The organism is Luteimonas vadosa, from assembly GCF_039543545.1.
GTDB lineage: Bacteria > Pseudomonadota > Gammaproteobacteria > Xanthomonadales > Xanthomonadaceae > Luteimonas > Luteimonas vadosa.
In genome coordinates this window covers 561,905-584,876 of the sequence record NZ_BAABJY010000002.1, presented here as the reverse complement: position 1 = coordinate 584,876, position 22,972 = coordinate 561,905, and the positions used below count along the sequence as shown (strand labels likewise).

The 22,972-nt window shown below is 67.9% G+C and carries 17 protein-coding genes; 9 read left to right on the top strand and 8 right to left on the bottom strand.

The genetic code is table 11. The features are described from left to right. Nucleotides 1–65: 65 nt before the first annotated feature. The 9 genes from ABD970_RS08550 (at nt 66) to ABD970_RS08510 (ending at nt 12,885) form a co-directional block, all read left to right on the top strand. Nucleotides 66–1,697, top strand: a complete 1,632-nt coding sequence (locus ABD970_RS08550) for a TldD/PmbA family protein (protein WP_345295071.1) — start codon at nt 66–68, stop codon at nt 1,695–1,697. Nucleotides 1,698–1,920: 223 nt separating this feature from the next. Further along, entirely contained in the window at nt 1,921–3,555 is a 1,635-nt protein-coding gene (locus tag ABD970_RS08545) for a TldD/PmbA family protein (RefSeq protein WP_345295070.1), read from the top strand. A 21-nt stretch (nt 3,556–3,576) separates the two neighbouring features. Further along, a complete protein-coding gene (locus tag ABD970_RS08540) occupies nt 3,577–4,911 on the top strand; it encodes a TldD/PmbA family protein (RefSeq protein WP_345295069.1) in 1,335 nt (444 codons plus the stop codon). 22 nt (nt 4,912–4,933) lie between these two features. Then, nucleotides 4,934–5,644, top strand: a complete 711-nt coding sequence (locus ABD970_RS08535; RefSeq protein WP_345295068.1) for a DUF4159 domain-containing protein — start codon at nt 4,934–4,936, stop codon at nt 5,642–5,644. A gap of 31 nt (nt 5,645–5,675) precedes the next feature. Beyond that, a complete protein-coding gene (locus ABD970_RS08530; RefSeq protein ID WP_345295067.1) occupies nt 5,676–6,674 on the top strand; it encodes an AAA family ATPase in 999 nt (332 codons plus the stop codon). Nucleotides 6,675–6,687: 13 nt separating this feature from the next. Next, nucleotides 6,688–7,620 carry a DUF58 domain-containing protein gene (locus tag ABD970_RS08525; protein WP_345295066.1) on the top strand — a complete coding sequence of 311 codons (933 nt, stop codon included), beginning with the start codon at nt 6,688–6,690 and terminating at the stop codon, nt 7,618–7,620. After that, a complete protein-coding gene (locus ABD970_RS08520) occupies nt 7,617–8,834 on the top strand; it encodes a BatA domain-containing protein (protein WP_345295065.1) in 1,218 nt (405 codons plus the stop codon). Before ABD970_RS08525 ends, ABD970_RS08520 begins: the two co-directional genes overlap by 4 nt. After that, nucleotides 8,831–11,029, top strand: a complete 2,199-nt coding sequence (locus tag ABD970_RS08515) for a hypothetical protein (protein WP_345295064.1) — start codon at nt 8,831–8,833, stop codon at nt 11,027–11,029. Before ABD970_RS08520 ends, ABD970_RS08515 begins: the two co-directional genes overlap by 4 nt. Continuing rightward, nucleotides 11,026–12,885, top strand: a complete 1,860-nt coding sequence (locus ABD970_RS08510; protein ID WP_345295063.1) for a hypothetical protein — start codon at nt 11,026–11,028, stop codon at nt 12,883–12,885. Before ABD970_RS08515 ends, ABD970_RS08510 begins: the two co-directional genes overlap by 4 nt. A gap of 259 nt (nt 12,886–13,144) precedes the next feature. On the opposite strand, the gene ABD970_RS08505 is transcribed toward ABD970_RS08510, so the two are convergent. The 8 genes from ABD970_RS08505 to rplI form a co-directional block, all read right to left on the bottom strand. Next, on the bottom strand, nt 13,145–13,822 hold the full coding sequence (locus tag ABD970_RS08505; RefSeq protein WP_345295062.1) for a YiaD family glycine zipper/OmpA-like lipoprotein: 678 nt from the start codon (nt 13,820–13,822) through the stop codon (nt 13,145–13,147). Nucleotides 13,823–13,954: 132 nt separating this feature from the next. After that, on the bottom strand, nt 13,955–15,424 hold the full coding sequence (locus ABD970_RS08500; protein WP_345295061.1) for a WS/DGAT/MGAT family O-acyltransferase: 1,470 nt from the start codon (nt 15,422–15,424) through the stop codon (nt 13,955–13,957). 79 nt (nt 15,425–15,503) lie between these two features. Next, nucleotides 15,504–16,916, bottom strand: a complete 1,413-nt coding sequence (locus ABD970_RS08495; protein WP_345295060.1) for a cryptochrome/photolyase family protein — start codon at nt 16,914–16,916, stop codon at nt 15,504–15,506. Nucleotides 16,917–17,049: 133 nt separating this feature from the next. Then, complete coding sequence (locus ABD970_RS08490; RefSeq protein WP_345295059.1) at nt 17,050–18,822, bottom strand: S8 family serine peptidase; 1,773 nt, start codon at nt 18,820–18,822, stop codon at nt 17,050–17,052. 119 nt (nt 18,823–18,941) lie between these two features. Next, nucleotides 18,942–20,036: an alanine racemase gene (gene alr / locus ABD970_RS08485; protein ID WP_345295058.1), complete on the bottom strand. Its 1,095-nt coding sequence runs from the start codon at nt 20,034–20,036 to the stop codon at nt 18,942–18,944. 119 nt (nt 20,037–20,155) lie between these two features. Further along, entirely contained in the window at nt 20,156–21,571 is a 1,416-nt protein-coding gene (locus ABD970_RS08480) for a replicative DNA helicase (protein WP_345295057.1), read from the bottom strand. A gap of 424 nt (nt 21,572–21,995) precedes the next feature. After that, on the bottom strand, nt 21,996–22,301 hold the full coding sequence (locus ABD970_RS08475; RefSeq protein WP_345295056.1) for a hypothetical protein: 306 nt from the start codon (nt 22,299–22,301) through the stop codon (nt 21,996–21,998). Between the two features lie 114 nt (nt 22,302–22,415). Then, nucleotides 22,416–22,868: a 50S ribosomal protein L9 gene (gene rplI, locus ABD970_RS08470; protein ID WP_345295055.1), complete on the bottom strand. Its 453-nt coding sequence runs from the start codon at nt 22,866–22,868 to the stop codon at nt 22,416–22,418. Nucleotides 22,869–22,972: the final 104 nt, after the last annotated feature.

The window sequence follows — 22,972 nt, the reverse complement described above, 5'->3', positions numbered from 1 at the left end:
TTGCCTCATCATCAATGCGACGCGCGCAGGCCTGCCTGCGGGGTGCGTCGCGCACAGGGGCGTCCATGGATCGTCGCGATTTCCTCGCATTCGCCGGCTACGGTGCAGCCGGACTGATCCTGCCCCATGGCAGCCGGGTGATCGCGGCCGAAGCGCTCCACTCCACCCTGGACGTCGCGGTCAAGAAGTCGCTCGCCGACGCCGCGCTCGGCGCGGCCCGCGATGCCGGTGCCAGCTATACCGACGTGCGGATCGGTCGCTACCTCCAGCAATCCATCATTACGCGCGAAGACAAGGTCGAGAACATCGTCAGCACGGAATCGACGGGAGCCGGCGTGCGCGTGGTAGCGAACGGCGCCTGGGGCTTCGCCGCGACGAACGACCTCACCAGCGACGGCATCGCCAGGGCCGCGCGCCAGGCCACCGCGATCGCGAAGGCCAACGCCCGGTTGCAGGCGTCGCCGGTCCAGCTGGCCGCAGCGCCCGCAGTCGGCGAGGTGTCCTGGCGCACCTCGATCCGCAGGAACGCGATGGCCGTGCCGATCAGGGACAAGGTCGAGCTGTTGCTCGATGCCAACGCCGCCGCGGCGCAGGCAGGCGCCAGCTTCATGGCCTCGCGCATGTTCCTGGTCAACGAACAGAAGTACTTCGCCTCCACCGACGGCTCCTACATCGACCAGGACGTGCACCGTATCTGGGCGCCCTTCACCGTCACCGCGCTCGACAAGGCCTCCGGCAAGTTCCGCACGCGCGATGGGCTTTCCGCGCCGATGGGCATGGGATACGAGTATCTCGATGGGCAACCCTCCGGGCGGGTGGTCGCGCCCAACGGCGTCGTGAACTACCGCGACAGCTACGACATGCGCGAGGACGCCATCGCCGCCGCCAGGCAGGCCCGGGAGAAGCTCAAGGCACCTTCGGTCAAGCCCGGCAAGTACGACCTGGTGCTGGATCCGACGCACCTGTTCCTGACCATCCACGAGTCGGTCGGCCACCCCCTGGAGCTCGACCGCGTGCTCGGCTACGAGGCCAACTACGCCGGCACCAGCTTCGCGACGCTCGACAAGTGGAAGGAAGGCTTGCAGTACGGCAGCCAGCGGGTCAACTTTTTCGCCGACAAGGTGCAGCCCGGCAGCCTGGGCGCCGTCGGCTACGACGACGAAGGCGTCAAGACCGGCCGCTGGGACCTGGTCAGGGACGGCATGCTGGTCGACTACCAGGCCACCCGCGACCAGGCGCATATCCTCGGCCAGGATGCCTCCGACGGCTGTTGCTACGCCGACTCCTGGTCGAGCGTGCAGTTCCAGCGCATGCCCAACGTCTCGCTGGCCGCCGGCAAGGACAGGCTCAGCGTCGCCGACATGGTCAAGGACGTCGAGAACGGCATCTACATCCACGGACGTGGCTCGTATTCCATCGACCAGCAGCGTTACAACGCGCAGTTCGGGGGGCAGCTTTTCTACGAGATCAAGAACGGCCGGATCACCGGCATGGTCGAGGACGTCGCCTACCAGATGCGCACCCCGGAGTTCTGGAACGCCTGCAGTGCGATCTGCGACGAGCGCGACTACCGCCTCGGCGGTTCGTTCTTCGACGGCAAGGGCCAGCCCGGCCAGGTGTCGGCGGTCTCGCACGGTTCAAGCACGGCGCGCTTCGACGGCGTCAACGTCATCAACACCGCCCGCAACCTGGGATGAGGATCGCACCTCCCGGCAACCCCCTGCCATCAGTTCAGTTGACCCCCCTCCGGCAGGGGGCAAGAATCAGGAAGTTCTTGCATGCAATTGCGTCGTACGGCCATCGAAGCGTCGCGTGCCCTGCCCGGCCATGGCCATGCGGTGGCACGAGTTGGCGCGATCGCCGCAATCCGGCAACAACCACGATCGACCGCGTTGCGAATCCAACCTGGGGAGAAGTGCAGTGGATAGACGTGATTTCCTGACCATCGGCGGCCTGGGCCTCGGTGGCCTGATGCTGCCATCGATCTTCGGCCGCGCCATCGCCGCCGAGGAGCTGCAATCCACCCTCGACGTGGCGATGAAGAAGTCGCTGGCCGATGCCGCGCTCGGCGCCGCGCGCGATGCCGGTGCCAGCTATACCGATGTCCGCATCGGCCGCTACCTGCGCCAGTTCGTGATCACCCGCGAGGACAAGGTCCAGAACGTGGTCAACACCGAATCCACCGGCGTCGGCGTGCGCGTGATCGCCAATGGCGCCTGGGGATTCGCCGCGACCAACACGCTGACCCCCGATGGCGTCGCGGAGGCCGCGCGACGCGCGACCGGCATCGCCAAGGCCAATGCCGGCATGCAGACCGAGCCGGTTCGTCTGGCGAAGGCCCCCGGGTTCGGCGAGGTGTCGTGGAAGACGCCGATCCGCAAGAATTCCATGACCGTGCCGGTCAAGGACAAGGTCGACCTGCTGCTCGGCGTCAATGCCGCGGCGATGGCGGCGGGCGCCAGTTTCGTCAACTCCACCCTGTTCCTGGTCAACGAGCAGAAGTACTTCGCTTCCACCGACGGCTCCTACATCGACCAGGACGTGCACCGCATCTGGGCGCCGCTGACGGTCACCGCCATCGACAAGGCCAGCGGCAAGTTCCGTACCCGCGAAGGGCTTTCCGCGCCGATGGGCATGGGCTTCGAGTACCTGGATGGCGCCGCGTCGGAGAAGATCACCACGCCCAATGGCGTGGTCAACTACCGCAACAGTTACGACATGCGCGAGGACGCCATCGCCGCCGCCAGGCAGGCCCGGGAGAAGCTCAAGGCGCCCTCGGTCAAGCCGGGCAAGTACGACCTGGTGCTCGACCCCTCGCATACCTGGCTGACCATCCACGAGTCGGTCGGCCACCCCCTGGAGCTCGACCGCGTGCTCGGCTACGAGGCCAACTACGCCGGCACCAGCTTCGCGACGCTCGACAAGCTCAAGGACAAGTTCCAGTACGGCAGCAACCGGGTCACGTTGTTCGCCGACAAGGTGCAGCCCGGCAGCCTGGGCGCCGTCGGCTACGACGACGAAGGCGTGAAGACCGGCCGCTGGGACCTGGTCAAGGATGGCGTGCTGGTCGACTACCAGGCGATCCGCGACCAGGCCCACATCCTCGGCCAGGACGCCTCCGACGGCTGTTGCTACGCCGACTCCTGGTCGAGCGTGCAGTTCCAGCGCATGCCCAACGTCTCGCTGGCCGCCGGCAAGGACAGGCTCAGCGTCGCCGACATGATCAAGGACGTCGAGAACGGCATCTACATCATCGGCGACGGTTCGTTCTCGATCGACCAGCAGCGCTACAACGCGCAGTTCGGCGGCCAGCTGTTCTACGAGATCAAGAACGGCCGGATCACCGGCATGGTCGAGGACGTCGCCTACCAGATGCGCACCCCGGAGTTCTGGAACGCCTGCAGTGCGATCTGCGACGAGCGCGACTACCGCCTCGGCGGTTCGTTCTTCGACGGCAAGGGCCAGCCCGGCCAGGTGTCGGCGGTCTCGCACGGTTCAAGCACGGCGCGCTTCGACGGCGTCAACGTCATCAACACCGCCCGCAACCTCGGCTGAGCGCCCAAGGAGAAACAGACGATGAGCATCCTCACCGAACAGCAGGCCAAGGCCATCCTCGACAAGGTCATCGCCTTGTGCAAGGCCGACGAATGCAGCGCGCAACTCACGGGCTCGACCCGCGGCAACATCCGCTTCGCGCTCAACAATGTCTCCACCAGCGGCATCGTCGACGACACCGAACTCGGCGTGCAGGTGGCCTTCGGCAAGCGCGTCGGCACCGCCACCATCAACGAGTTCGACGACGCCGCGCTGGAGCGCGTGGTCCGCCGCGCCGAGGACCTTGCCAGGTTGGCTCCCGAGAACCCGGAGTTCATGCCCGCCATCGGCAAGCAGGCGTACAAGCCGACCAACACGCACAATGCGGCCACGGCCGCGATCACGCCGGAGTTCCGCGCCAAGGTCGCCGCCGATTCGATCGGCCCGTGCAAGGCCGAGAACCTGGTCGCCGCCGGATTCCTGGAGGACAACGAGAGTTTCGTGGCCTTCGCCAACAGCAATGGCAACTTCGGCTACCAGACGTCCACCGGCATGGATTACACCTGCACGGTGCGCACGGCCGATGGCAGCGGCTCGGGCTGGGTCGGTCGCAACCTGACCGACGTGACCAGGTTCGACGCCAGCCGAGACATCCGCACGGCGATCCGCAAGGCCAAGGACTCATCGGACGCCAAGGCGCTGGAGCCCGGCAAGTACACCGTCATCCTCGAGCCGCATGCGGCGGCCGGCCTGATCTCCTTCATGATGTTCTTCTTCGATGCCCGCCAGGCCGACGAGGGACGCAGCTTCCTGTCCAAGAAGGGCGGCGGCAACAAGCTCGGCGAGCAGGTCTACGATCCGCGCGTCAGCCTGTGGGCCGACCCCGCGGACCCGGACGTCCCGGTCCTCCCCTGGGACGACGAAGGCCTGCCGCGCAAGCGCATGCCGATCATCGACAAGGGCAAGGTCGTCGCCCTGCGCTACTCCCGCTACTGGGCCAAGGAAAAAGGAAAGGAAGCCGATGCCACGCCCGGCAACCTGATCATGTCCGGCGGCGACAAGTCTACGGCGGACCTGGTGCGCGGCACGGAAAAGGGCATCCTGGTCACGCGCACTTGGTACATCCGCATGGTCGACCCGCAGACCGTGCTGCTCACGGGGCTGACGCGAGACGGCACCTTCTACATCGAGAACGGCCAGATCAAGTACCCGCTGAAGAACTTCCGGTTCAACGAGTCGCCGGTGATCATGCTCAACAACATCGACGAGCTGGGCAAGCCGGTGAGGGTCAGTGGCGACGAGTCCCCGTTCGCCATGATGATCCCGCCGATGCGCCTGCGGGACTTCACCTTCACCTCGCTGTCCGACGCGGTCTGAGGATGTCGCCGCGCGCGCCCGCATGAAGCGCCGCGCGGCATTGCGCCTGCTTGCCGGCGGGTTCGCCGGCGCGGCGTTGACGCCCTTCCCCCGGGGCGTCGGCGCCGCAACCGCCAGTTACGACTTCTGGTTCACGCGATTGCGCTACGACTCCGGCGACTGGGACGTCGACGAGCGCATGCCGGCCAACCTGCTGACGTCGCTGGTCGACTACACCAGCCTGCGCATCGACCCCCAGGAGCGCGTGGTGGCGCTTTCCGACCCGAAGATGCTGCTGGCGCCCTTCTGCTACCTCGCGGGCCACAAGCTCGTGGAATTCAACCCGGCGGAACGCCGCAATTTCGAGCGGTACGTACGCAATGGCGGGTTCGTCTTCGTCGACGACTGCAACCACGACATCGACGGCCTGTTCGCCAAGTCCTTCGAGCGGCAGATGGGGTCGATCTTCGGCACCAAGGCCCTGGAGAAGCTGCCCAACGACCATGCGATCTACCGCAGCTTCTTCAAGTTCGAGGACGGGCCGCCGGCCACCAGCTTCGAGTTGAACGGCTGGGGCGACGACCTGGTCCACGACTACCTCAAGGGCATCGAGATCGACGGGCGCCTGGGCGTGCTCTACAGCAACAAGGACTACGGCTGCGAATGGGATTACGACTGGCGCAACAAGCGCTTCCTCGCAGAAGACAACACCCGGTTCGGGGTCAACATCGTCATGTACGCACTGACCGCCTGAGCCACCCCACCCCGCCCACCCTGGACCCATGATGAGCGACGCCACCACCGAACCCGAGATCGAAGCCCAGGTCGCGCGCCTGGGCGAACTGCGCGATGCCATCGGCCAGGCCATCGTCGGCCAGGCTGAAGTCGTCGAACAGTTGCTGATCGGCCTGGTCGCCGGCGGGCACTGCCTGCTCGAGGGCGTGCCCGGCCTCGGCAAGACCCTGCTGGTCCGCTCCCTGGGCCAGGCGCTCGACCTGGGCTTCCATCGCATCCAGTTCACCCCGGACCTGATGCCCAGCGACATCCTCGGCACCGAGATCCTCGAGGAGGACCACGGCACGGGCAAGCGCCACTTCAAGTTCCAGCCCGGACCGGTGTTCACCCACCTGCTGCTGGCCGACGAACTCAACCGCACGCCGCCCAAGACCCAGGCTGCCCTGCTGGAGGCGATGCAGGAACACACCGTCAGCTATGCGGGCGTGACCCACGTGTTGCCCGAGCCGTTCTTCGTGCTGGCGACGCAAAATCCACTCGAGCAGGCCGGCACCTATCCGCTGCCGGAAGCGCAACTCGACCGTTTCCTGCTCCACATCCGGGTCGACTACCCCAGCGAGGCCGAGGAGCGCGGCATCCTTGTCCAGACCACGGGCAGCCATACGGTGCGCGTGCCCAAGGTGATGGACGGTCCCTCGATCCTGGCCCTGCAGGCCAGGGTGCGCGAAGTGCACCTGGGCGAGGACCTGCTCGACTGGATCACGCGCCTGGTCCGGGCCAGCCGGCCCCTCGGCGATGCGCCGCAGGACATCCGGCAATGGGTGCGCTGGGGCGCGGGTCCGCGCGCGGGACAGGCATTGGTGCTGTCGGCCAAGGCGCGGGCACTCCTGCACGGGAGGTTCGCCGCGACCCGCGAGGACGTGGCCGCGCTGGTCGCGCCTGTGCTGCGCCATCGGCTGCTGCTGTCGTTCGCCGCCGAGGCCGAGCAGAAGGGCGCCGACGACGTGGTCGCGGCACTGCTGCGCGACGTTCCGTATCCCGGCGGTTGAGCATCCGCTGGCGATGACCCATCCGGACTTCATTCCGCCCGAGGTCCGCGCCCGGCTCAAGACCTTGCAGCTGACCGCGCGATTCGCGACCGGCAGCCATGGCTTCGGGCAGCACCACAGCCGCAGCCGGGGCTCGGGGCTGGAGTTCGCGCAATACCGGGCCTATGAACCGGGGGACGAACTGCGCCAGGTCGACTGGAAGCTCTACGCCCGCTCGGACCGCTACTTCGTGCGTGAGGCCGAACGAGACAGTCCGCTCGTGGTCTGGATCCTGGTCGATGCCAGCGCCTCGATGGCACAGGCCGACGAGAGGCGACCTGGATGGACGCGGCTCGATGCCGCCAAGTCGCTCTGTGCCTGCATCATCGAACTGGCGGTGAGACAGGGCGACCGGTTCGGTCTCGCCATCCTGGGCGGCGGCGGCTCCGGAGCAGCACAGGCACAAGGTCTGCGCGTGCACGCAGCCGCGGCCGGACCGCGGCAACGCGACCGCTGCCTGCTGGCATTGCAATCCCTCTCCGCCAGCGGCGTGTTGCCGGACCCAGGCGAACTCCAACCGCTCTGGGAGCGCGTTGGCCCCGGCCACCTTGCGCTCTTGCTGCACGACGGCTTCGACGACCGCAGCCTGGCGCTGGCAGAACGGCTGGCCGCCGCGCGACGCGAAGTCTCCGCGCTGCGGATCCTCACCGTCGGCGAACGGGATTTCCCCTTCCGTGGCGGCTACCGTTTCCGCGATCCCGAAGGCGGCACCGAGGTACTCGGGGATGGGGATGCCATCCGGGATGGCTTCCTCGAGCGGTTCGGCGCGGCACGCCGCGCCCAGCTCTCGCGCCTGGCCGCGAGCGGCATCCGCCAGGTCGAATACGTCCTCGACGAGCCGTTGGACTTGCCATTGCGCCGCCTTTTCGACCCCCGCGCTGCGCAAGTGCATCCGGAGCCGGCATGAACCTGGCGCTGTTGCTCCCCGCAGGCCTGGCCGCGCTGGCGGCCCTGCTGCTGCCACTCTCGATCCATCTCGCCCGGCGCAGCGAGCGCCGCCCCACGGACTTCGCGGCGCTGCGCTGGCTGCATGCGCGCGTGCGTCCACGGCACAACCTGCGCCTCGACGAGTGGTGGCTCCTGACGCTGCGCCTGCTGCTGGTGGCGGCGCTCGCCTTGCTGCTGGCCAGGCCCGTCATGTTCGGTGCCTCGGATGCCACGCCCTGGATCGTCGCCGCGCCGGGGGTGGATGCAGGGGTGCTGAGGCGGTCAGGCACGGATGAGTCCGGAGCGAGGGCCGAGCGCCGCTGGCTGGCGCCGGGATTCCCGGAAGCCGACGCGCCGCCACCGCCGTTCCCGGCCACGTCGGTCGCCAGCCTGTTGCGCGAACTCGACGCCACCCTGCCCTCGGGCGCGCCTTTGACGGTGCTCGTGCCCCCATTCCTGGATGGGGTCGACGCCGAACGACCCGTCATGTCTCGCGCGGTGCACTGGCGCATCGTGCCCGGCGATCTCGTCGCCCCGGTTCCGCCATCCGTCCCCGCACCCGGCATGCCGACCCTGCACGTGCGCCACGCCTCGGATCGCGCCGGCGGCGTGCGCTACCTGCGTGCCGCTGCCGAGGCCTGGGCGGCGACGAGCGTCGACAGTGGAGTTGGCAGCGGGGAACGGACGCCGCCAACTGCCCTCGTGGTTGGCAATCCCGACGACCCCCTGCCACCGGGCGCAACGGCACTGGCCTGGCTCGTTCCCGGGCCGTTACCCGCGTCGATCCTGGGCTGGATCGAGGGCGGGGGGACAGCACTGCTGGATTCGCAGACGGAAGTCGCCGGCATGGAAACCAAGGCGATTGCGCAGTGGCGCGACCAGGACGGCGCCGTGCTGGTGCGTGGCATGCCCATGGGCCGTGGACGGGTATTGCAATGGACGCGTCCGCTCGCGCCGGCGGCGATGCCGGCATTGCTGGACGCCGGATTCCCGGCGCAACTGCGCGCGCTTTTCGCGCCCGCCATGCAAGCGCCCGGCCGCGTTTCCTCCTCGGCCTATTCGCCACGCACAGGCATGGCGGCCTGGCCGGAGCGGCCGAAAGCCCTGTCGCACTGGCTCGTGCTGCTGGTCGCGGTCTTGTTCCTGGTGGAACGCCTTGTCGCAGCCAACCCGCGCAGGAGGACGGCGGGATGAATGCTGCCGCTGCCAACCGGGTGTTGACCCAGCAGGCGGACGCGCGACGGCGGGCGCTGGCCATCACCCTCGTGGTTGGCTTGCCCATCGTGCTCTCGCTGTCGGCACTGGCCGGGCGGGCGGGCGGCACGAGCCTGGCCAGCATCTGCCTGTTCGTTGGCTTTGCATGCCTCGCGTTGGCGGCCTGGCGGTGGAGATCGTTGCTCGACCGGCGCTGGCTCGTGCGTGTACTCCACGGCCAGCGGCCTGACCTGGAAGATAGCGCTGACCTGCTGTTCGCGGACGTGTCGACCCTTGGACCGCTGCAACGCTTGCAACTGGCGCGTCTCGGGAGGCGGCTTGAGGCCAGGCCTCCCGTCGACCTGCGAGCGCCGTGGCCGTGGCGGATGATCGCGGGCAGCCTGCTGCTGGCGTCGGCGATGGCCGCCGTGGCCCTGTCGTGGCCCGTGGGAACAAGCACGCCGGACGTGTCCCTGATGGCGCCCCCGCCCGTCCCCGCTTCGCCCGAGTCGCCGCCCCGCCTGGTCGCGCAGCGCCTCGTCGTGCGCCCGCCGGCTTACACCGCGCTCCCCGAGCGTGCAACCGAGGCGCTGGACGCCAAGGTCCCGGAGCGCAGCAGCCTGCACTGGACATTGCGTTTCGACCCGGCCCCCGCTGCGGCGGAGCTCGTTTTCCTGGATGGCCGCCGTGTCGCCCTCGAGCGCGAGCGTGATGCCTGGACGGCCGATGCACGGATCGATGCTGCCGTGCTGTACCGGATCGTCACGGACGACGACCGCCCGCTGCAGCCCGAGCGCCTCTACCGCCTCGATGTCGTCCGCGACCAGCCCCCGCGGATTCGCGTCATTGCGCCGCGGGCCAACCTCGTGCTGCGTGCAGCAGGGCAACGCCAGTGGGCGTTGCAGTTCGAGGCGAGCGACGACCATGGCCTCGCCGGAACCGGGCGGTTGCGCATCACCGCTGCGCAAGGGACCGGGGAGAACATCACCTTCCGGGAAGAGACGCGCCCCCTGGGCGGCTCGGGCAACCGCACCCGCAAGCGCTACGCCACCCGCCTGGACCTCGCAGCGCTGGGCCTGTCCGAAGGCGACGACCTGGTGGTGCAGTTCAGCGTCACCGACAACCGCGCGCACGGACCACAGGAGGTGCGAAGCGCCAGTTACATCCTGCGATGGCCGGCACCGGCACCCGCGATGGCCACCGGCCTGGAGGGCCTGGTCCAGACCACCCTGCCGGCCTACTTCCGCAGCCAGCGGCAGATCATCATCGATGCCGAGGCGCTGCTGAAGCAGAAGCCGAAGCTCCCCGCCGACACGTTCGTTTCGCGTTCCGACGCCATCGGCGTCGACCAGCGCCTGTTGCGACTGCGCTACGGACAGTTCCTCGGCGAGGAGAGCGAGGGCGCACCCCGGCGCCCACTGATGCCGACCAACGACGCTCAGGACATCGCGGCCGAGCGGGAAGTCGAGGCCCAGGCACGCGTCGAGGCCGACGCACACGACGACCACGATGACGGCCAACCGCCCGGATCCGATCCCCAACGGGGTTTCGGCCGCGCAGGCAACTTGCTGGAGGAATTCGGCCACACGCACGACCACGAAGAAGCCGCGACCTTGCTCGATCCCGAGACACGCACGACCCTGCGGGCGGCCCTGGACGAAATGTGGCAATCCGAGCTCAACCTGCGCATCGGAAAACCCGACGCCGCCCTGCCCTACGCGCATCGCGCGCTTGAATTGATCAAGCAGGTGCAACAGGCAAGTCGCATCTACCTGGGCCGCGTCGGCAGCCAGCTCCCCCCGGTGGATTTCTCGCGACGCTTGTCCGGCAAGCGCGATGGCATCTCCGACCGCCGCGACGCCCTCGCCCGGGCTGGTCGTGACGAAGACCCGCCGACGACGCTGTGGAAAACCTTGCAGGATGCTTCGGGGGAGTCCTCCGGGCTGGACGATGCGATCGAAAGCTTTGCGCGCTGGTTGCGCGACAACCCGGGGGCCGGCGGGGACTCCCTGCGCCTGGCCGCCGCCGCCGAGCGCGTGCGCCTTGACCCGGGTTGCGACGCATGCCGGAGCGCGTTGCGCGGCCTGCTCTGGCCCTTGCTCTCACCCCCGCCCGCTGCACCGCAGCCACGCCAGGGCGCGGATCGCACCGGCCAGGCCTACCTCGACGCCTTGCAGCGGCCGGTGGCGCCGTGATCGAAGCGATCCCCCTCCAGGAGGTCGTGGCGATCCTGCTGGTCATGGCGGTGGGGCTGGCCAGCCTGCGGCTGCTCCTTGGCGCCTGGCGGAACGCCGATGTCCGGCCGCGCGCGTGGCGAATCGCCGCCCTGCTCGGGTTGCAGGCCGGGAGCGCGTTGCTGTTGTGGTTCACGCTCTGGCCACCGACACGGCCCATCAAGACCGGCACCATGGTCGTGCTGACCGAGCGCGCCGACGCATCGCCGACCGCTCTTGGCGGGGAGTTCGTCGTCGCCCTGCCCGAGGCCGGGCCGACCCGCGGCGCGACGCGCGTGCCGGACCTGGCCACCGCCCTTCGGCAACACCCGGGCGTGCGCCGGTTGCGCATCGCGGGTGCGGGCCTCACGGCTCGCGATCGCGAGGCCGTCGGCGGGCGTGCGCTCGCCTTCGACGCCGCGCCCTTGCCGCGCGGCCTGGTGGAAGTGTGGTCCCCTTGGCAGCTACAGGCAGGCGCCGCATTCACCGTCCGAGGCCGCGTCAATGCCGTCGATGGCGCATGGGTGGAGCTTCGCGATCCCGCGGACCGACGCATCGACCGCGCAAAGGCCGATACGCAAGGGCGGTTCGCGCTCGGGGGCATCGCGCGGAGCGAGGGACTGGCGCAGTTCCAGTTGCACGTCCTCGATGCCGACGGCGCGCCGATCGAAACCGCCGCCGTGCCGCTGGACATCACCGCGGCCGAGGCGCACGAGATCCTGTTCCTGGCTGGCGGGCCCAGTCCGGAGCTGAAGTACCTCCGGCGCTGGGCCAGCGATGCGGGCTTGTCGCAGCACGTGAACATCAGCGTCGGCGGCGGCATGGACATCGGCGACGGGCCGGTACGATTCGACGCGGAAGGCCTGGGACGCTTCGATATCGTCGTGCTCGACGAGCGTGCCTGGTCCGGGCTGGACGCCAGCCGGGTTGCCGCCCTCCGGGACGCCCTGCGCGACGGGCTGGGCGTGCTATTGCGCATCGATGGACCGCTGTCCGGGGCCGCGCGCACGCGCCTGCGTGGGCTTGGGTTCGAACTGCGGAACGCGCGCATCCCGACCGCCGTGCGCCTGCCCGCCGACCCCAGCAGCATTGACGCCAACCCGCATCCCGCTGAGGCCGCTGATCCTGCCACCAGTCCCGATGCAGACGCGGCGGATGGTGTCCCCTCCACGATGCCCATGCTGTCCCGCCAATCGGTTCGGATCGTCGCCTACGATGGCGCTCCGCTACTGCGCGATGCCTCGGGCGAGACGCTGGCGACTTGGCGCGCGGAAGGTCGCGGCCGGATTGCGGTGTGGACGCTGGCCGACAGCTACCGCCTCGTGCTGACCGGTCATCACGACCAACATGCGCGGCTTTGGAGCGAAGCCCTCTCGATCCTGGCGCGACCCCGCCGTGCCGCATCGCCTCGGATCGTCGGGGAGGCGGTGGAAGGCGAGCGGATCGTGCTCTGCGGTGTCGCGTCCGGCGCCCGCATGGTCGCGCCCGCCGGAACGCGAACGCCCCTCCTTCCCGATCCCCGGGTCGCCCAGGAAAGCTGCGCCGGTTATTGGCCGGAAGCTCCGGGCTGGCACACCCTGCAAGTCGAGGCGCCCGCCCGTGAGCCGTGGCGTCTCCACGTCCGCCCCGGAAATACGCTGCCCGGCGTGCGCGCGCTGGCCATGCGCGAAGACACGGAACGCCTCGCCTCCGGTGCGGTGCCGGAAGCGCTACCGGCCACGCTGCTCCCGGGGCCGCGCTGGCCGTGGTTGCTTGGCTGGCTGGCTGCCAGCGGGGTGCTGTGGTGGCTTGAACGCTCGCGCCTTGGCCGGCGTTCTGGAACAGACAACTCCCTCTAGTCCACTACGGCGCGGCTGGCCCTCCGATCCCATGTCGGCCCTCTCCGAAGGGTCAGCTCGATATCCGCACGGCGAATGAGGCCGCGCGGGCGGGAGTGGCCTGCCTTCTTGCCCGGTGGACGCCCTCCAGCCAAAAGCAGAGGGCGCGGACGGGGTTCGCAGATCCGACGTACCTCGAAGAGCGGAAACGGCACAAAAAAAGGAGGCCGCATGGCGCGGCCTCCTTGTTCCACCAACAACGGACACTCCGGCCTGGCGATCAGGCACGCAGCGGCACGATGCGGATCTCCACGCGACGGTTGAGCGCACGACCCGAGTCCGTGTCGTTGCTGGCGATCGGATACCGCTCGCCCATGCCGACGATCTCGAAGCGCTGACGCAACAAACCTTGGCCAATCAGGTAGTTGGCGACGGTATTCGCACGGCGCTCGGACAGCACCTGGTTGGCCTGGTCACTGCCGACGCTGTCGGTGTGGCCGGTCACCTCGACGATGGTCTGGTCGTATTCCTTCAGCGTCTGCGCGACGTTGTTGAGCGCCGGGAAGAACTGCGGCTTGAGGTCGGACTTGCCGAAATCGAAGGTCACGCCGTTCGGCAGGTTGAGCTTGATGACGTCGCCATCGCGCTGCACCTCGATGCCCGTGCCGGCGGTCTGCTGGCGCAAGGCCGCTTCCTGACGATCCTGGTAGGCACCGATGGCGCCACCGGCGAGGCCGCCCACACCTGCGCCGACGAGGGCACGCTGGCGGCGTTCGGTCGCGTCGTCGCCGCTGAGCAGACCGGCGACCGCGCCGATGCCGGCACCAATCAGGGCACCCGTGCGCGTGCGGTTGGGATCATTTGGATCGGTGGTCTGTCCGGTGTAGGTGGCGCAGCTGCTGAGCAGCATGGCGCTTGCAACGGCGGCTGCGATCCCTGCGGTCTTGAATGTACGCATCTATGGTCTCCTCGTTTGTCCGGACGCTGTGCCCGAATCTGAATGGGTGGCGACAAACTACCTATCCACGCGTCCGCGTTGGGTGACGAGGCGGAAAAAAGCTTCGATTCGACCGCGCCGGACGGGAACTGTTCAGTCTCCGGGCCGCAACGCTTCGGCGACGCTTGCGTCCAGCGGCCGGTCCCAATCGCCCATCAGGGCCAAAAAGAGCAGCTTGTCGAATTCGGGCCCGAAGCGCCGGACCACCGCGTCGGGATCGGGGATCAACCCGGCATCGGCCACCAGCCCGAAGTGCACGCGACCGTTGTAGCTGATGATCGACACGCCGATTCCGATCGAACCGGTTTGCGGCACCCAGAACATCAATTCGCGCACCAGGGACCCGGCGAGGTACAACGGCTGTTGCGGTCCCGGGACGTTGGTCGCCACCGCGCTGGCCTTCCGGCTGAACAGCTCCAGAGCCACTTCCTGCACGGCCCCGGGCGCCATGCCCAGGGCTGCCAACAGGCCAAACGCCACGACCGCCTGCCTTGAGGCCTTCAGGCCATCCATGGATGCCGAGACGCGCTCGAGTCGGCCGACCGGATTCTCCTCCCCCACCGGCAAGTCGAGGAATACCAGCCCGAAATGGTTGCCCAGCTTGCGTGCGTGCTCCAGGGGGCGGAGGTTGACCGGCACGGTGGCGCGTACCGTCAGGCCATCCGGATCATCCCCCCGTTCGATCATGTACCCCCGCAGCGCACCGGTGGCCGTCGCCATCAGCACATCGTTGACGGTGCAGTCGCACGCACGGCCGACCGCCTTCACGTCGTCGAGGTCGAGCGGTTCGGCCCAGGCGACGCGCTTGCGCTTTCCGAGCTCACCGCGCAGAAGACTGGGCGGATCATCCGGCAACGAGAGTGCAGTCACCAGCTCGCGCGCGATCTCGCCGCCTTCCTTGGCAAGCACGCCTGCCAGGGAGGGATCCCGGAGAAGGTCACGCCCTGTTTCCATCACCCGGTTTCCCAGACGTGCATAGCGCTCGACCGCACCGACGCGGCGCGCCACGCTCGCGCCGTCGTCCTTCAACCATGCCCTGGCAAGGTCCGCGCCCTTGCCGGGGTTGCGTTGGGTATCGGTGAGGGACAACAGCACCTGCACCAGCGCGATGCCGTCGGCGTAGCTGTGATGGATGCGGGCGACGAGGGCCGAGCCGCCCTGGTAGCGCTCCACGAGATCGAATTGCCAAAGCGGGCGCGCCGGATCCAACGGGCTGGATGTCAGCCGGCTGACCAAGCGCTCGAGCGCCCGCTTTTCCGAGGCGACGCTGCGGACACGCCCGGGCAGCGCGGCCGGCAGGACATGCGCGTCCAGGTCGAATCGCTCATCGTCCAGCCACGAAGCCCCGGTCGCGGTGTCCACCGCTCTCTGCAGGAACCTGGAATAGGCAAGGAAGCGTTCGCGGACCACGCGCCGGAGCCGCTGCAGCGACAAGGGCTCCGCGAGCATGAGCACGCCGGTGATCATCATCGGATTCGTCGGCCGCTCCATCCGCAGCCAGGCGGTATCCACGCGCGACATCGATTCGCGGCGACGCCGCCGGCTTCGGTCATGGGTGGGCATGGACTTCTCCGGAATGCGCATCGAGTGAATCACGCATCGCGGAAACGCGTCAACGCACGTCGGACCCGGGCAGCAAGCGCTACCGCGTTTGGGAGTAGGCCTGGAGCGCTGCCGCGCGTCCTTCGGCCAGGTCGACCAGGGGCGTGGCAGGGTACCCGTCGGGGGGCGGCCCGGACTTCGGCGCGGTCCAGGGAGCAAAACGGCGTGGCAACGGCATGCCTGCCAATTCAGGCACCCATCTCGCGATGTATTCGCCGGCGGGATCGAACTTGCGCGCCTGGGTCACCGGATTGAAGATCCGGAAATACGGCGAGGCGTCGGCTCCGGTCCCGGCCACCCATTGCCAACCCAGCGTGTTGTTGGCCAGGTCCGCGTCCACCAGCGTGTCCCAGAACCAGCGCGCGCCCTCGCGCCAGTGCATTCGCATGTGCTTGGTCAGGTAGCTGGCGACGATCATGCGCACTCGATTGTGCATCCAGCCGGTGCGCCACAATTCGCGCATTCCGGCATCCACGATGGGCACTCCGGTGCAGCCTCGCTGCCATGCACCCAGCTGCCTTGCATCGCGCTTCCCCCAGTCGAAATGATCGAAGCGCGGGTTGAGGTTGCTGTCGATCGTGTCCGGGAAATGATGCAACAGGTGGTGGGCGAATTCGCGCCAGCCCAGTTCGCGGATGTACGCATCGATGTCGGCGGCCGTCGATGCCTTGCGTTCGGCCTCCAACATGGCAAGGACGCGCCACGGCGAGATCTCGCCGAAATGGAGGTGCGGCGAAAGGCGCGACGTGCCGACCCGGTCGGGACGATCGCGATCGACGCAATAGCCGTGCAAGGCACCGTCGATGAAGACTTCCAGCGCCTCGCGTGCGCCGGTTTCGCCCGGCGTCCAGCGTTCCCAGAAGCCAACGTCCCAGTCCCGTTCCGGCGCAAGCTTCAATGCTTCCAGCGCGACGCCCGCCGGACCCGCGGCGACATCGGCGATTTCCGACGGCGCATCCCATGGCGCGCGCGACCGCCAGCTGGCCAGCGCATTGCGCCAGAACGGCGTGAACACCTTGTAGGGGCCGTCCTGCCTGGTCTTGATCTCCCATGGTTCGAACAGCAATGCGCCGTTGAAACTTTCCGCCCTGAGCCCCTGCCCGCGCAGCGAGGCCTTGATACGGGTGTCGCGCTTCTCGACGGCCGGCTCGTAGCGCCGGTTCCAGAACACAGCCTCGGCATCACTGGCGGCCGCCAGGGTTGTCAGCGTCTGCAGGCTGGGGCCGACGAACCTCCGCAGCCGCGCGCCCCGAGCGTGCAGGTCGGCATCGAGCGCCGCGAGCGACCGATGGCGCCAGGCATTGGAGGCTGCGCCCGGTGCCCAGCCTCCCTCCTCGTCCGGGGCGTGAATGTACACGCAAAGCGGCGCAAACCCTTCTTCCAGTGCCGTGCGCAACGCCGGGTTGTCATCGAGGCGAAGGTCATTGCGGAACCAGACGATGGCGTTGGGCATGGGTGTGGACGCAGCTGCGATGGCCCCACGCTAATCCCGATGCACCGCCGGTGGCAATCGCCGTAGCCGCCAAACGAACAAGGCCCGGCGATTGCCGGGCCTTGTTGGCAGTTGAACCTGCGGAAGCGAGGCGTCAGAAGCGGACGCTCGCCGTGTTGCTGCAGCTGCTGGTGCCCGCTTCGCAGACCTGGTAGGTCGAGGTGCTGCGCTTGGGTCCAATGTAGCCGTCGCTGTGGCTGCCGTCATTGGCGATGCCCGATGCAATTACCCCGCCATCGCGATACACATCGACCGTGGCCGCGGTACCCGGGGTCCAGCTCAGATTGACCTGCTTGTTCTTGCCTTTCTGGACCGAGGCCGACAGATCACTTGGCGCGGTGTCGCCCGGCGGCGGCGGCGGCGGAGCGCCACCTTCGAGCTCGGTCAATGCGGCCTCGGCGTTGATCAGTCCCCAACCGTAGGCATTGTCCCTTCCGGCCGCGCCCAAGTCCTCCGCGGTCACGGCGAGCGCCTGGCGGACCTGCGCGTTGGTCCACGAGGGGTTCTTGCTCCACACCAGCGCTGCCGCGCCAGCGACATGCGGCGTGGCCATCGAGGTCCCGTCGTAATACTCGTATCCACTGCCCGTGCCGGGAATGGTACTGACCGTGGCACTGACGCCCAGGCGGTTGGCGACCAGGAACTGTCCGTCTTCCTGCGACATGCTCACCGCAGGCGCTGCCGGACCGGTCGCGCCCAGGGTCCCGCTGAACCCGCCGGGGGCGTTGTTGTAGACGATCACCGCGGCCGCGCCGCCGTTGACGGCGTTGTTGACCTTGTCGGCGAAGCTGATGTCGCCGCGCTCGCAGAGTACGGTCCTGCCACCCCAGCTACCGGTGCTGGTGCAACGGCCACCGTTGACCAACGCACCGGATGCGGTCAGCTGCTGGCTGCCCTCGAGTGCGGCCACGATGTACGAGTCGCCACCGACGGTGGTCGAGGCGCTCACCTGGGGGACCGTGCTGAGCACGCCCACGCCGGGCGCCGCCAGCTCGACCTGGTTGGTCTGCTGCGAGAAGCTAGCCACCACCTTGTTGCTGTCCAGTGCGGCCACCGAGATCACGCTGTCGTAGGACGCCGGATAGCTGTGGCGGTTGTTGCCGTCGTTGCCGGCCGCCGCGATATTGAGGACGCCCGCATCGTAGAGCTGCTGGAAGCCGGCATCCTCGGTGCTGCTGGAGAACGAGCCGCCCAGGCTCATGTTGATGACCTTGGCGCCGGCACTGGCGCAGCGCTGGGCCGCGTCGATCAGGGTCGACGCATAGCTCCAGCCGCAGCTGGCGCCGTCGAAGACCTTGACGATGTGCAGGGAGATGTTGCCCTTGTTGACGCCGATCACGCCGGAATTATTGTCGCGCGCGGCGATGGTGCCGGCCACGTGCGAGCCGTGGCCGCAGGTGTCGGTGTTCCAGGACTGGCCGTTGCTGGCGTAGCCGCCCAGGTTCAGCGCCGCCAGGTCTTCATGGCTGGCCGCAATGCCGGAATCGATCACGCACACCTTGATGCCGGAGCCGTCGGTGCCCGTGGCCCAGACCTGGGGCGCCTTGACCATGCCGATGCCATAAGGCTGGACCTGGCCGAGGGGTGCGCGAACGACGTCGGCTTCGATGAATTCGATGTTCGGGTTGTTGCGAAGCCCCGAGAGCGCCTGTGCCGGGACGGTCACGGCGAACGTATTCAGGCTATCGAAGGTGTAATGGAACTTGGCGCCTGCGCCCCGGAGCGCCTGCTGGGCCTGTCCCTTGGCACCCGGCTTGAACTTCACCATGACCCGTTCGCTGCTCGGGCCGGCGGCCATGCCGGTCGATCCGGCGATGCAGGTCGCCAGACCCAGGACCAGGGCCGCTGTCAATTTGTGCTGCTTCATTTGTGTTGCTCCCCCACTGATTTAGAAAGGTGAATCCCAGCCAACAAAATCGGCCGAAAGCGACCTTAGCATGCGTGCTGCAATGCACCATCTTCGCCCTTTTTCGCCTTTCCGCGCCGTCAATCGTCGATGAAACGCACCCGGCGTGTGACCGAACACGACAATTCGTACGCGATCGTTCCAGCGGATTCGGCCACGGTCTCGATCGGCAGCCCGGTTCCCCAAAGGGTCACCGGAGCCCCGGCCACCGCCGCCGGACAATCGCGAAGGTCCAGCGTCATCAGGTCCATCGAGACGCGCCCGATCACGCGTGCAGGTCGGCCGTCGACCAGCGCCGGGGTCCCGGCGGGTGCGAGTCGCGGGTAGCCATCGCCATAACCGATGGCGGCGACACCGATCGGCATGTCTTCGGGACAGGTCCAGGCCCCCCCATACCCGACCCGCTCCCCGCGACGGATTCGCTTCACGGCAAGCAAGCGGGTTCCCAGGGTCATCGCCGGACGCAGCCCGAACGCAGCCCCGGGACTGCCGGCCACCACGGACATGCCGAACAACGCCCCACCCGGCCGGATCCAGTCGCCGTGGGACTGCGGCCAGCCCAGCACGGCTGCCGAGTTGGCGAGCGAACGGGGTCCGGCAAGGCCCTCCGTGCTGGCCGCGAATGCATTGAGTTGCGCCCGTGTCTGTCCGTCGTCCGCGGTGGAGGCCGGGAGCGCGTCGGAACTGGCGAAATGGGTCATCAGCACGACCTCCGCATCCACGCTGGGCATCGCCTCCAGGCGCGAATGCGCTTCCCGCACTTCTTCCGGAGCGAAGCCGAGGCGATGCATGCCCGTGTCGACCTTCAACCAGCACCGGATGGGCGCCGCGAGGGCCGTGGCCTGCCCGAGCATCTCGAGCTGGTTCGCGTCATGGACCACGGTCTGCACCGAGAGTTGGGACATGCGCGGCAGGTCCTCGGGGGCGTCGAACCCCGACAGCAGCACGATGGGATGCTCGTGGCCCGCTGCCCGCAATCGCTCGGCATCGGACAGCGAGGCAACCCCGAAGGCATCGGCCGACGAGAGCGACCTGGCGACCCGCTCCAGGCCATGGCCGTACCCATCGGCCTTCACCACGGCCATCAACCGGCTGGCGGGTGCCACCGCGCGGAGCACGGCCAGGTTATGGCGCAGTGCATCTGCATGGATCGTGGCGAAAGTGGGTCGGGCCATGCCGGAAGTCTAGCGGGCGCTCGCGTGCAATGTGCAGTCCGGAAGCGGTTCGGCACCTCCCCTCCGGCGCCTGGCGTCAACGGGCTGGAGACCCTCGGTTCCGGTGCCGGCCAGACCGGCTATTCGAAGCTTCCCACGGAATCGTGCGCGAGGTTGTCGAAACGCGTGTACTCGCCGAAGAACTTCAGCTTGATCGAACCGGTCGGGCCGTTGCGCTGCTTGCCGATGATGATCTCCGCGAGACCCTTGTCGGGCGAGCTTTCCTTGTTGTAGTACTCGTCGCGGTAGATGAAGACGATGACGTCGGCGTCCTGCTCGATCGCGCCGGACTCGCGCAGGTCCGCCATCACCGGCCGCTTGTCCGTGCGGGTTTCCAGCGAACGGTTGAGCTGTGACAGCGCGATGACCGGCACGTTCAGTTCCTTGGCCAGGGCCTTGAGCGAGCGCGAGATCTCGGAGATCTCGGTCGCCCGGTTCTCGCTGTTGCCCGGCACCGCCATCAGCTGCAGGTAGTCGATGACGATCAGGCCGACGTCATGCTCCCGCTTGAGCCGCCGGGCCTTGGCGCGCAGGACCTCCGGCGACAGCGCGGGCGTGTCGTCGATGAAGATCTTCGATTCCTTGAGCATGCGGATCGCGCTGGTCACCCGGCTCCAGTCCTCGTCCTCCAGTTGGCCCGTGCGCAGGCGGGTGGCGTTGACGCGGCCATTGGCCGAGATCAGGCGCAGCGCCAGCTGGCTGGCCGACATTTCCATGGAGAAGACGGCGACCGCCTTCTTGGTCTTGATCGCCGCATATTCGGCGATGTTGAGCGCCAGCGTGGTCTTGCCCATCGCCGGACGCGCCGCGAGGATGATCAGGTCCGTCGGCTGCAAGCCCGCGGTCATCTCGTCGAACTCGGCATAACCGGTGGGCAGGCCCGTGATCCCGCCGCCGTTGGCGTAGCGCGTCTGCAGGACATCGAAGGCCTCCGCCATCGCGGTGTTGACCGCGACGAAATCGCTGCGTCCGCGCGCGCCGGCCTCCGCGATGGCGAAAACTTCCTGCTCGGCGCGGGCCAGGATCTCCCCGCTGTCCCGGCCATCCGGCTGGAAACCGTCGTTGACGATGCCGGTACCAACCTCGATCAGCTGGCGCAATACCGCCTTGTCGCGAACGATGTCGGCGTAGGCCTTGATGTTTGCAGCCGATGGCGTGGTGCTGGCCAGTTCGACCAGGTAGGCGCCTCCGGCGACCTGCTCGGCCAAGCCCTGGGATTCGAACCATTCGCCCAGCGTCACCGCGTCGTAGGGTCGGCTTTTCTCGGCCAGCTCGCGGATTGCCCGGTAGATCAACTGGTGGTCGCGGCGGTAGAAGTCGAGCTCGACCAGCTGGTCAGCGATACGGTCGTAGGCGTCCGGGGCCAGCATCAGGCCGCCGAGGACGGCCTGTTCCGCCTCCACCGACTGAGGCGGCACCCGCAACTGCTCGATCCGCCCATCCCCGCGCGCGGAATGGGTAGGGCCGTCTTGCCGGAAGCCCGGTCGTGCGCTCATCAACTGCGTGATTCCCCTGCCGTCGCCGGCATGTATCGAGCCGTCTTGGCGACCCTGTGCGTGTACTCGAGCGGTCATCCTAGTCCCCCGGCCTGTGGGCACGCGACGGAACAAGCTGTGGATAAATCGATTATTTGATAGCGCGGACCGATCTCGTGGGGTGAGACTGGCGACGATCCGGTTACTGGACCCTGGAGCGAACACGCAGGCAGCGTTTCGCGCCAGCGCGGGAGTTGATTTCTTTCGTTCGCCACGAAGGAACGAACCGAGGAAAAAACCGCTTGCCTGGAGAAGGCACCCCTGCCCACGGAGTTGTCGCGGGGGTTTTCCGACTCACCACGCCTGGCCCGGCAGGAAAACGGCCATTCATGCCCGCCGCCCAACGGAACTGCGCAATGCGAACGGGTGCGCCTGTGCCGAAACATCAACAGCGCACTGCAACTTCGCGTGCATTTCCCCGGTGCAGGCAGGCATCGCCGACATGCGCAGGCCCGGCGGCGCGCATGGTTGCGCGCTGTTCTCCAAACACGCCAGGCGTCAAGGCCCAGCAGCTGTCGAGCGAGCCGCGGCGCAATGCGCTTGGAAGCAATGACGACACCTGCTCCCTTCCTGCCCTGTCGACGACTCCCGGCATCGATGCCACAGGGTTTGCCGGTTCGGGATGAACGTTCGCCCTCGGGTATTTCTTCGCGTCAACCAGGGAAATGAACTCGCCGAAGAAGAAACGCATCTCGATCAGGTAAACCGCCCTGCGCCAGCGTCTACCCGCCAATCCTCGAATCGCAACCCGCAAACGGAACGGGCGCCTCGCGGCGCCCGTTCCATCGACACTTGCGAGGCGCGCTTACGCAGCCTCGGGCGCCACGATGACCTTGACCGGGGTCTCGGCATCGGCGTGCAGGTGCACGATGACCTCGAACTCCCCGACGGTACGGAACGCACCCTCGCCCATCACCACCTCGGACTTCTCCACGGGGGTACCGGCCTTGGTCAGCGCCTCCGCGATGTCGCGCGGCCCGACCGAGCCGTACAGCTTGCCTTCGGCGGAAGCGTTGGCGTAGATGGTGACGCTGGCGCCTTCGAGCTTGGCCAGGCGCACCTGCGCCTCGTCGCTGGCCTGCTTGGCCTTGGCTTCGTAGTCGGCGCGCTTGGCCTCGAACTCGGCGATGTTTTCCGCGCTCGCCGGCACTGCCTTGCCCTGCGGGACGAGGAAGTTGCGGCCGTAACCCGGCTTGACCTTGACCTTGTCGCCGAGGTTTCCGAGCTTGTTCACTTTCTGCAGCAGGATCAGTTCCATGGTGTGCTCCCGTGCCCGTGTTGGGCATGATTCGTTAGCGGCAGGAGATGCCGCAACTTTGGCTGTCCGAATGGACGGGGCCTGGGCCTTGCTCCCCCGCTGGC

Coding starts and splice junctions, on each gene's coding strand:
- ABD970_RS08550 (WP_345295071.1), top strand. CDS start 66: ATGGATCGTCGCGATTTCCTCGCATTCGCCGGCTACGGTGCAGCCGGA.
- ABD970_RS08540 (WP_345295069.1), top strand. CDS start 3,577: ATGAGCATCCTCACCGAACAGCAGGCCAAGGCCATCCTCGACAAGGTC.
- ABD970_RS08535 (WP_345295068.1), top strand. CDS start 4,934: ATGAAGCGCCGCGCGGCATTGCGCCTGCTTGCCGGCGGGTTCGCCGGC.
- ABD970_RS08530 (WP_345295067.1), top strand. CDS start 5,676: ATGAGCGACGCCACCACCGAACCCGAGATCGAAGCCCAGGTCGCGCGC.
- ABD970_RS08525 (WP_345295066.1), top strand. CDS start 6,688: ATGACCCATCCGGACTTCATTCCGCCCGAGGTCCGCGCCCGGCTCAAG.
- ABD970_RS08520 (WP_345295065.1), top strand. CDS start 7,617: ATGAACCTGGCGCTGTTGCTCCCCGCAGGCCTGGCCGCGCTGGCGGCC.
- ABD970_RS08515 (WP_345295064.1), top strand. CDS start 8,831: ATGAATGCTGCCGCTGCCAACCGGGTGTTGACCCAGCAGGCGGACGCG.
- ABD970_RS08505 (WP_345295062.1), bottom strand. CDS start 13,822: ATGCGTACATTCAAGACCGCAGGGATCGCAGCCGCCGTTGCAAGCGCC.
- ABD970_RS08500 (WP_345295061.1), bottom strand. CDS start 15,424: ATGCCCACCCATGACCGAAGCCGGCGGCGTCGCCGCGAATCGATGTCG.
- ABD970_RS08495 (WP_345295060.1), bottom strand. CDS start 16,916: ATGCCCAACGCCATCGTCTGGTTCCGCAATGACCTTCGCCTCGATGAC.
- ABD970_RS08490 (WP_345295059.1), bottom strand. CDS start 18,822: ATGAAGCAGCACAAATTGACAGCGGCCCTGGTCCTGGGTCTGGCGACC.
- alr (WP_345295058.1), bottom strand. CDS start 20,036: ATGGCCCGACCCACTTTCGCCACGATCCATGCAGATGCACTGCGCCAT.
- ABD970_RS08480 (WP_345295057.1), bottom strand. CDS start 21,571: ATGAGCGCACGACCGGGCTTCCGGCAAGACGGCCCTACCCATTCCGCG.
- ABD970_RS08475 (WP_345295056.1), bottom strand. CDS start 22,301: ATGCGTTTCTTCTTCGGCGAGTTCATTTCCCTGGTTGACGCGAAGAAA.
- rplI (WP_345295055.1), bottom strand. CDS start 22,868: ATGGAACTGATCCTGCTGCAGAAAGTGAACAAGCTCGGAAACCTCGGC.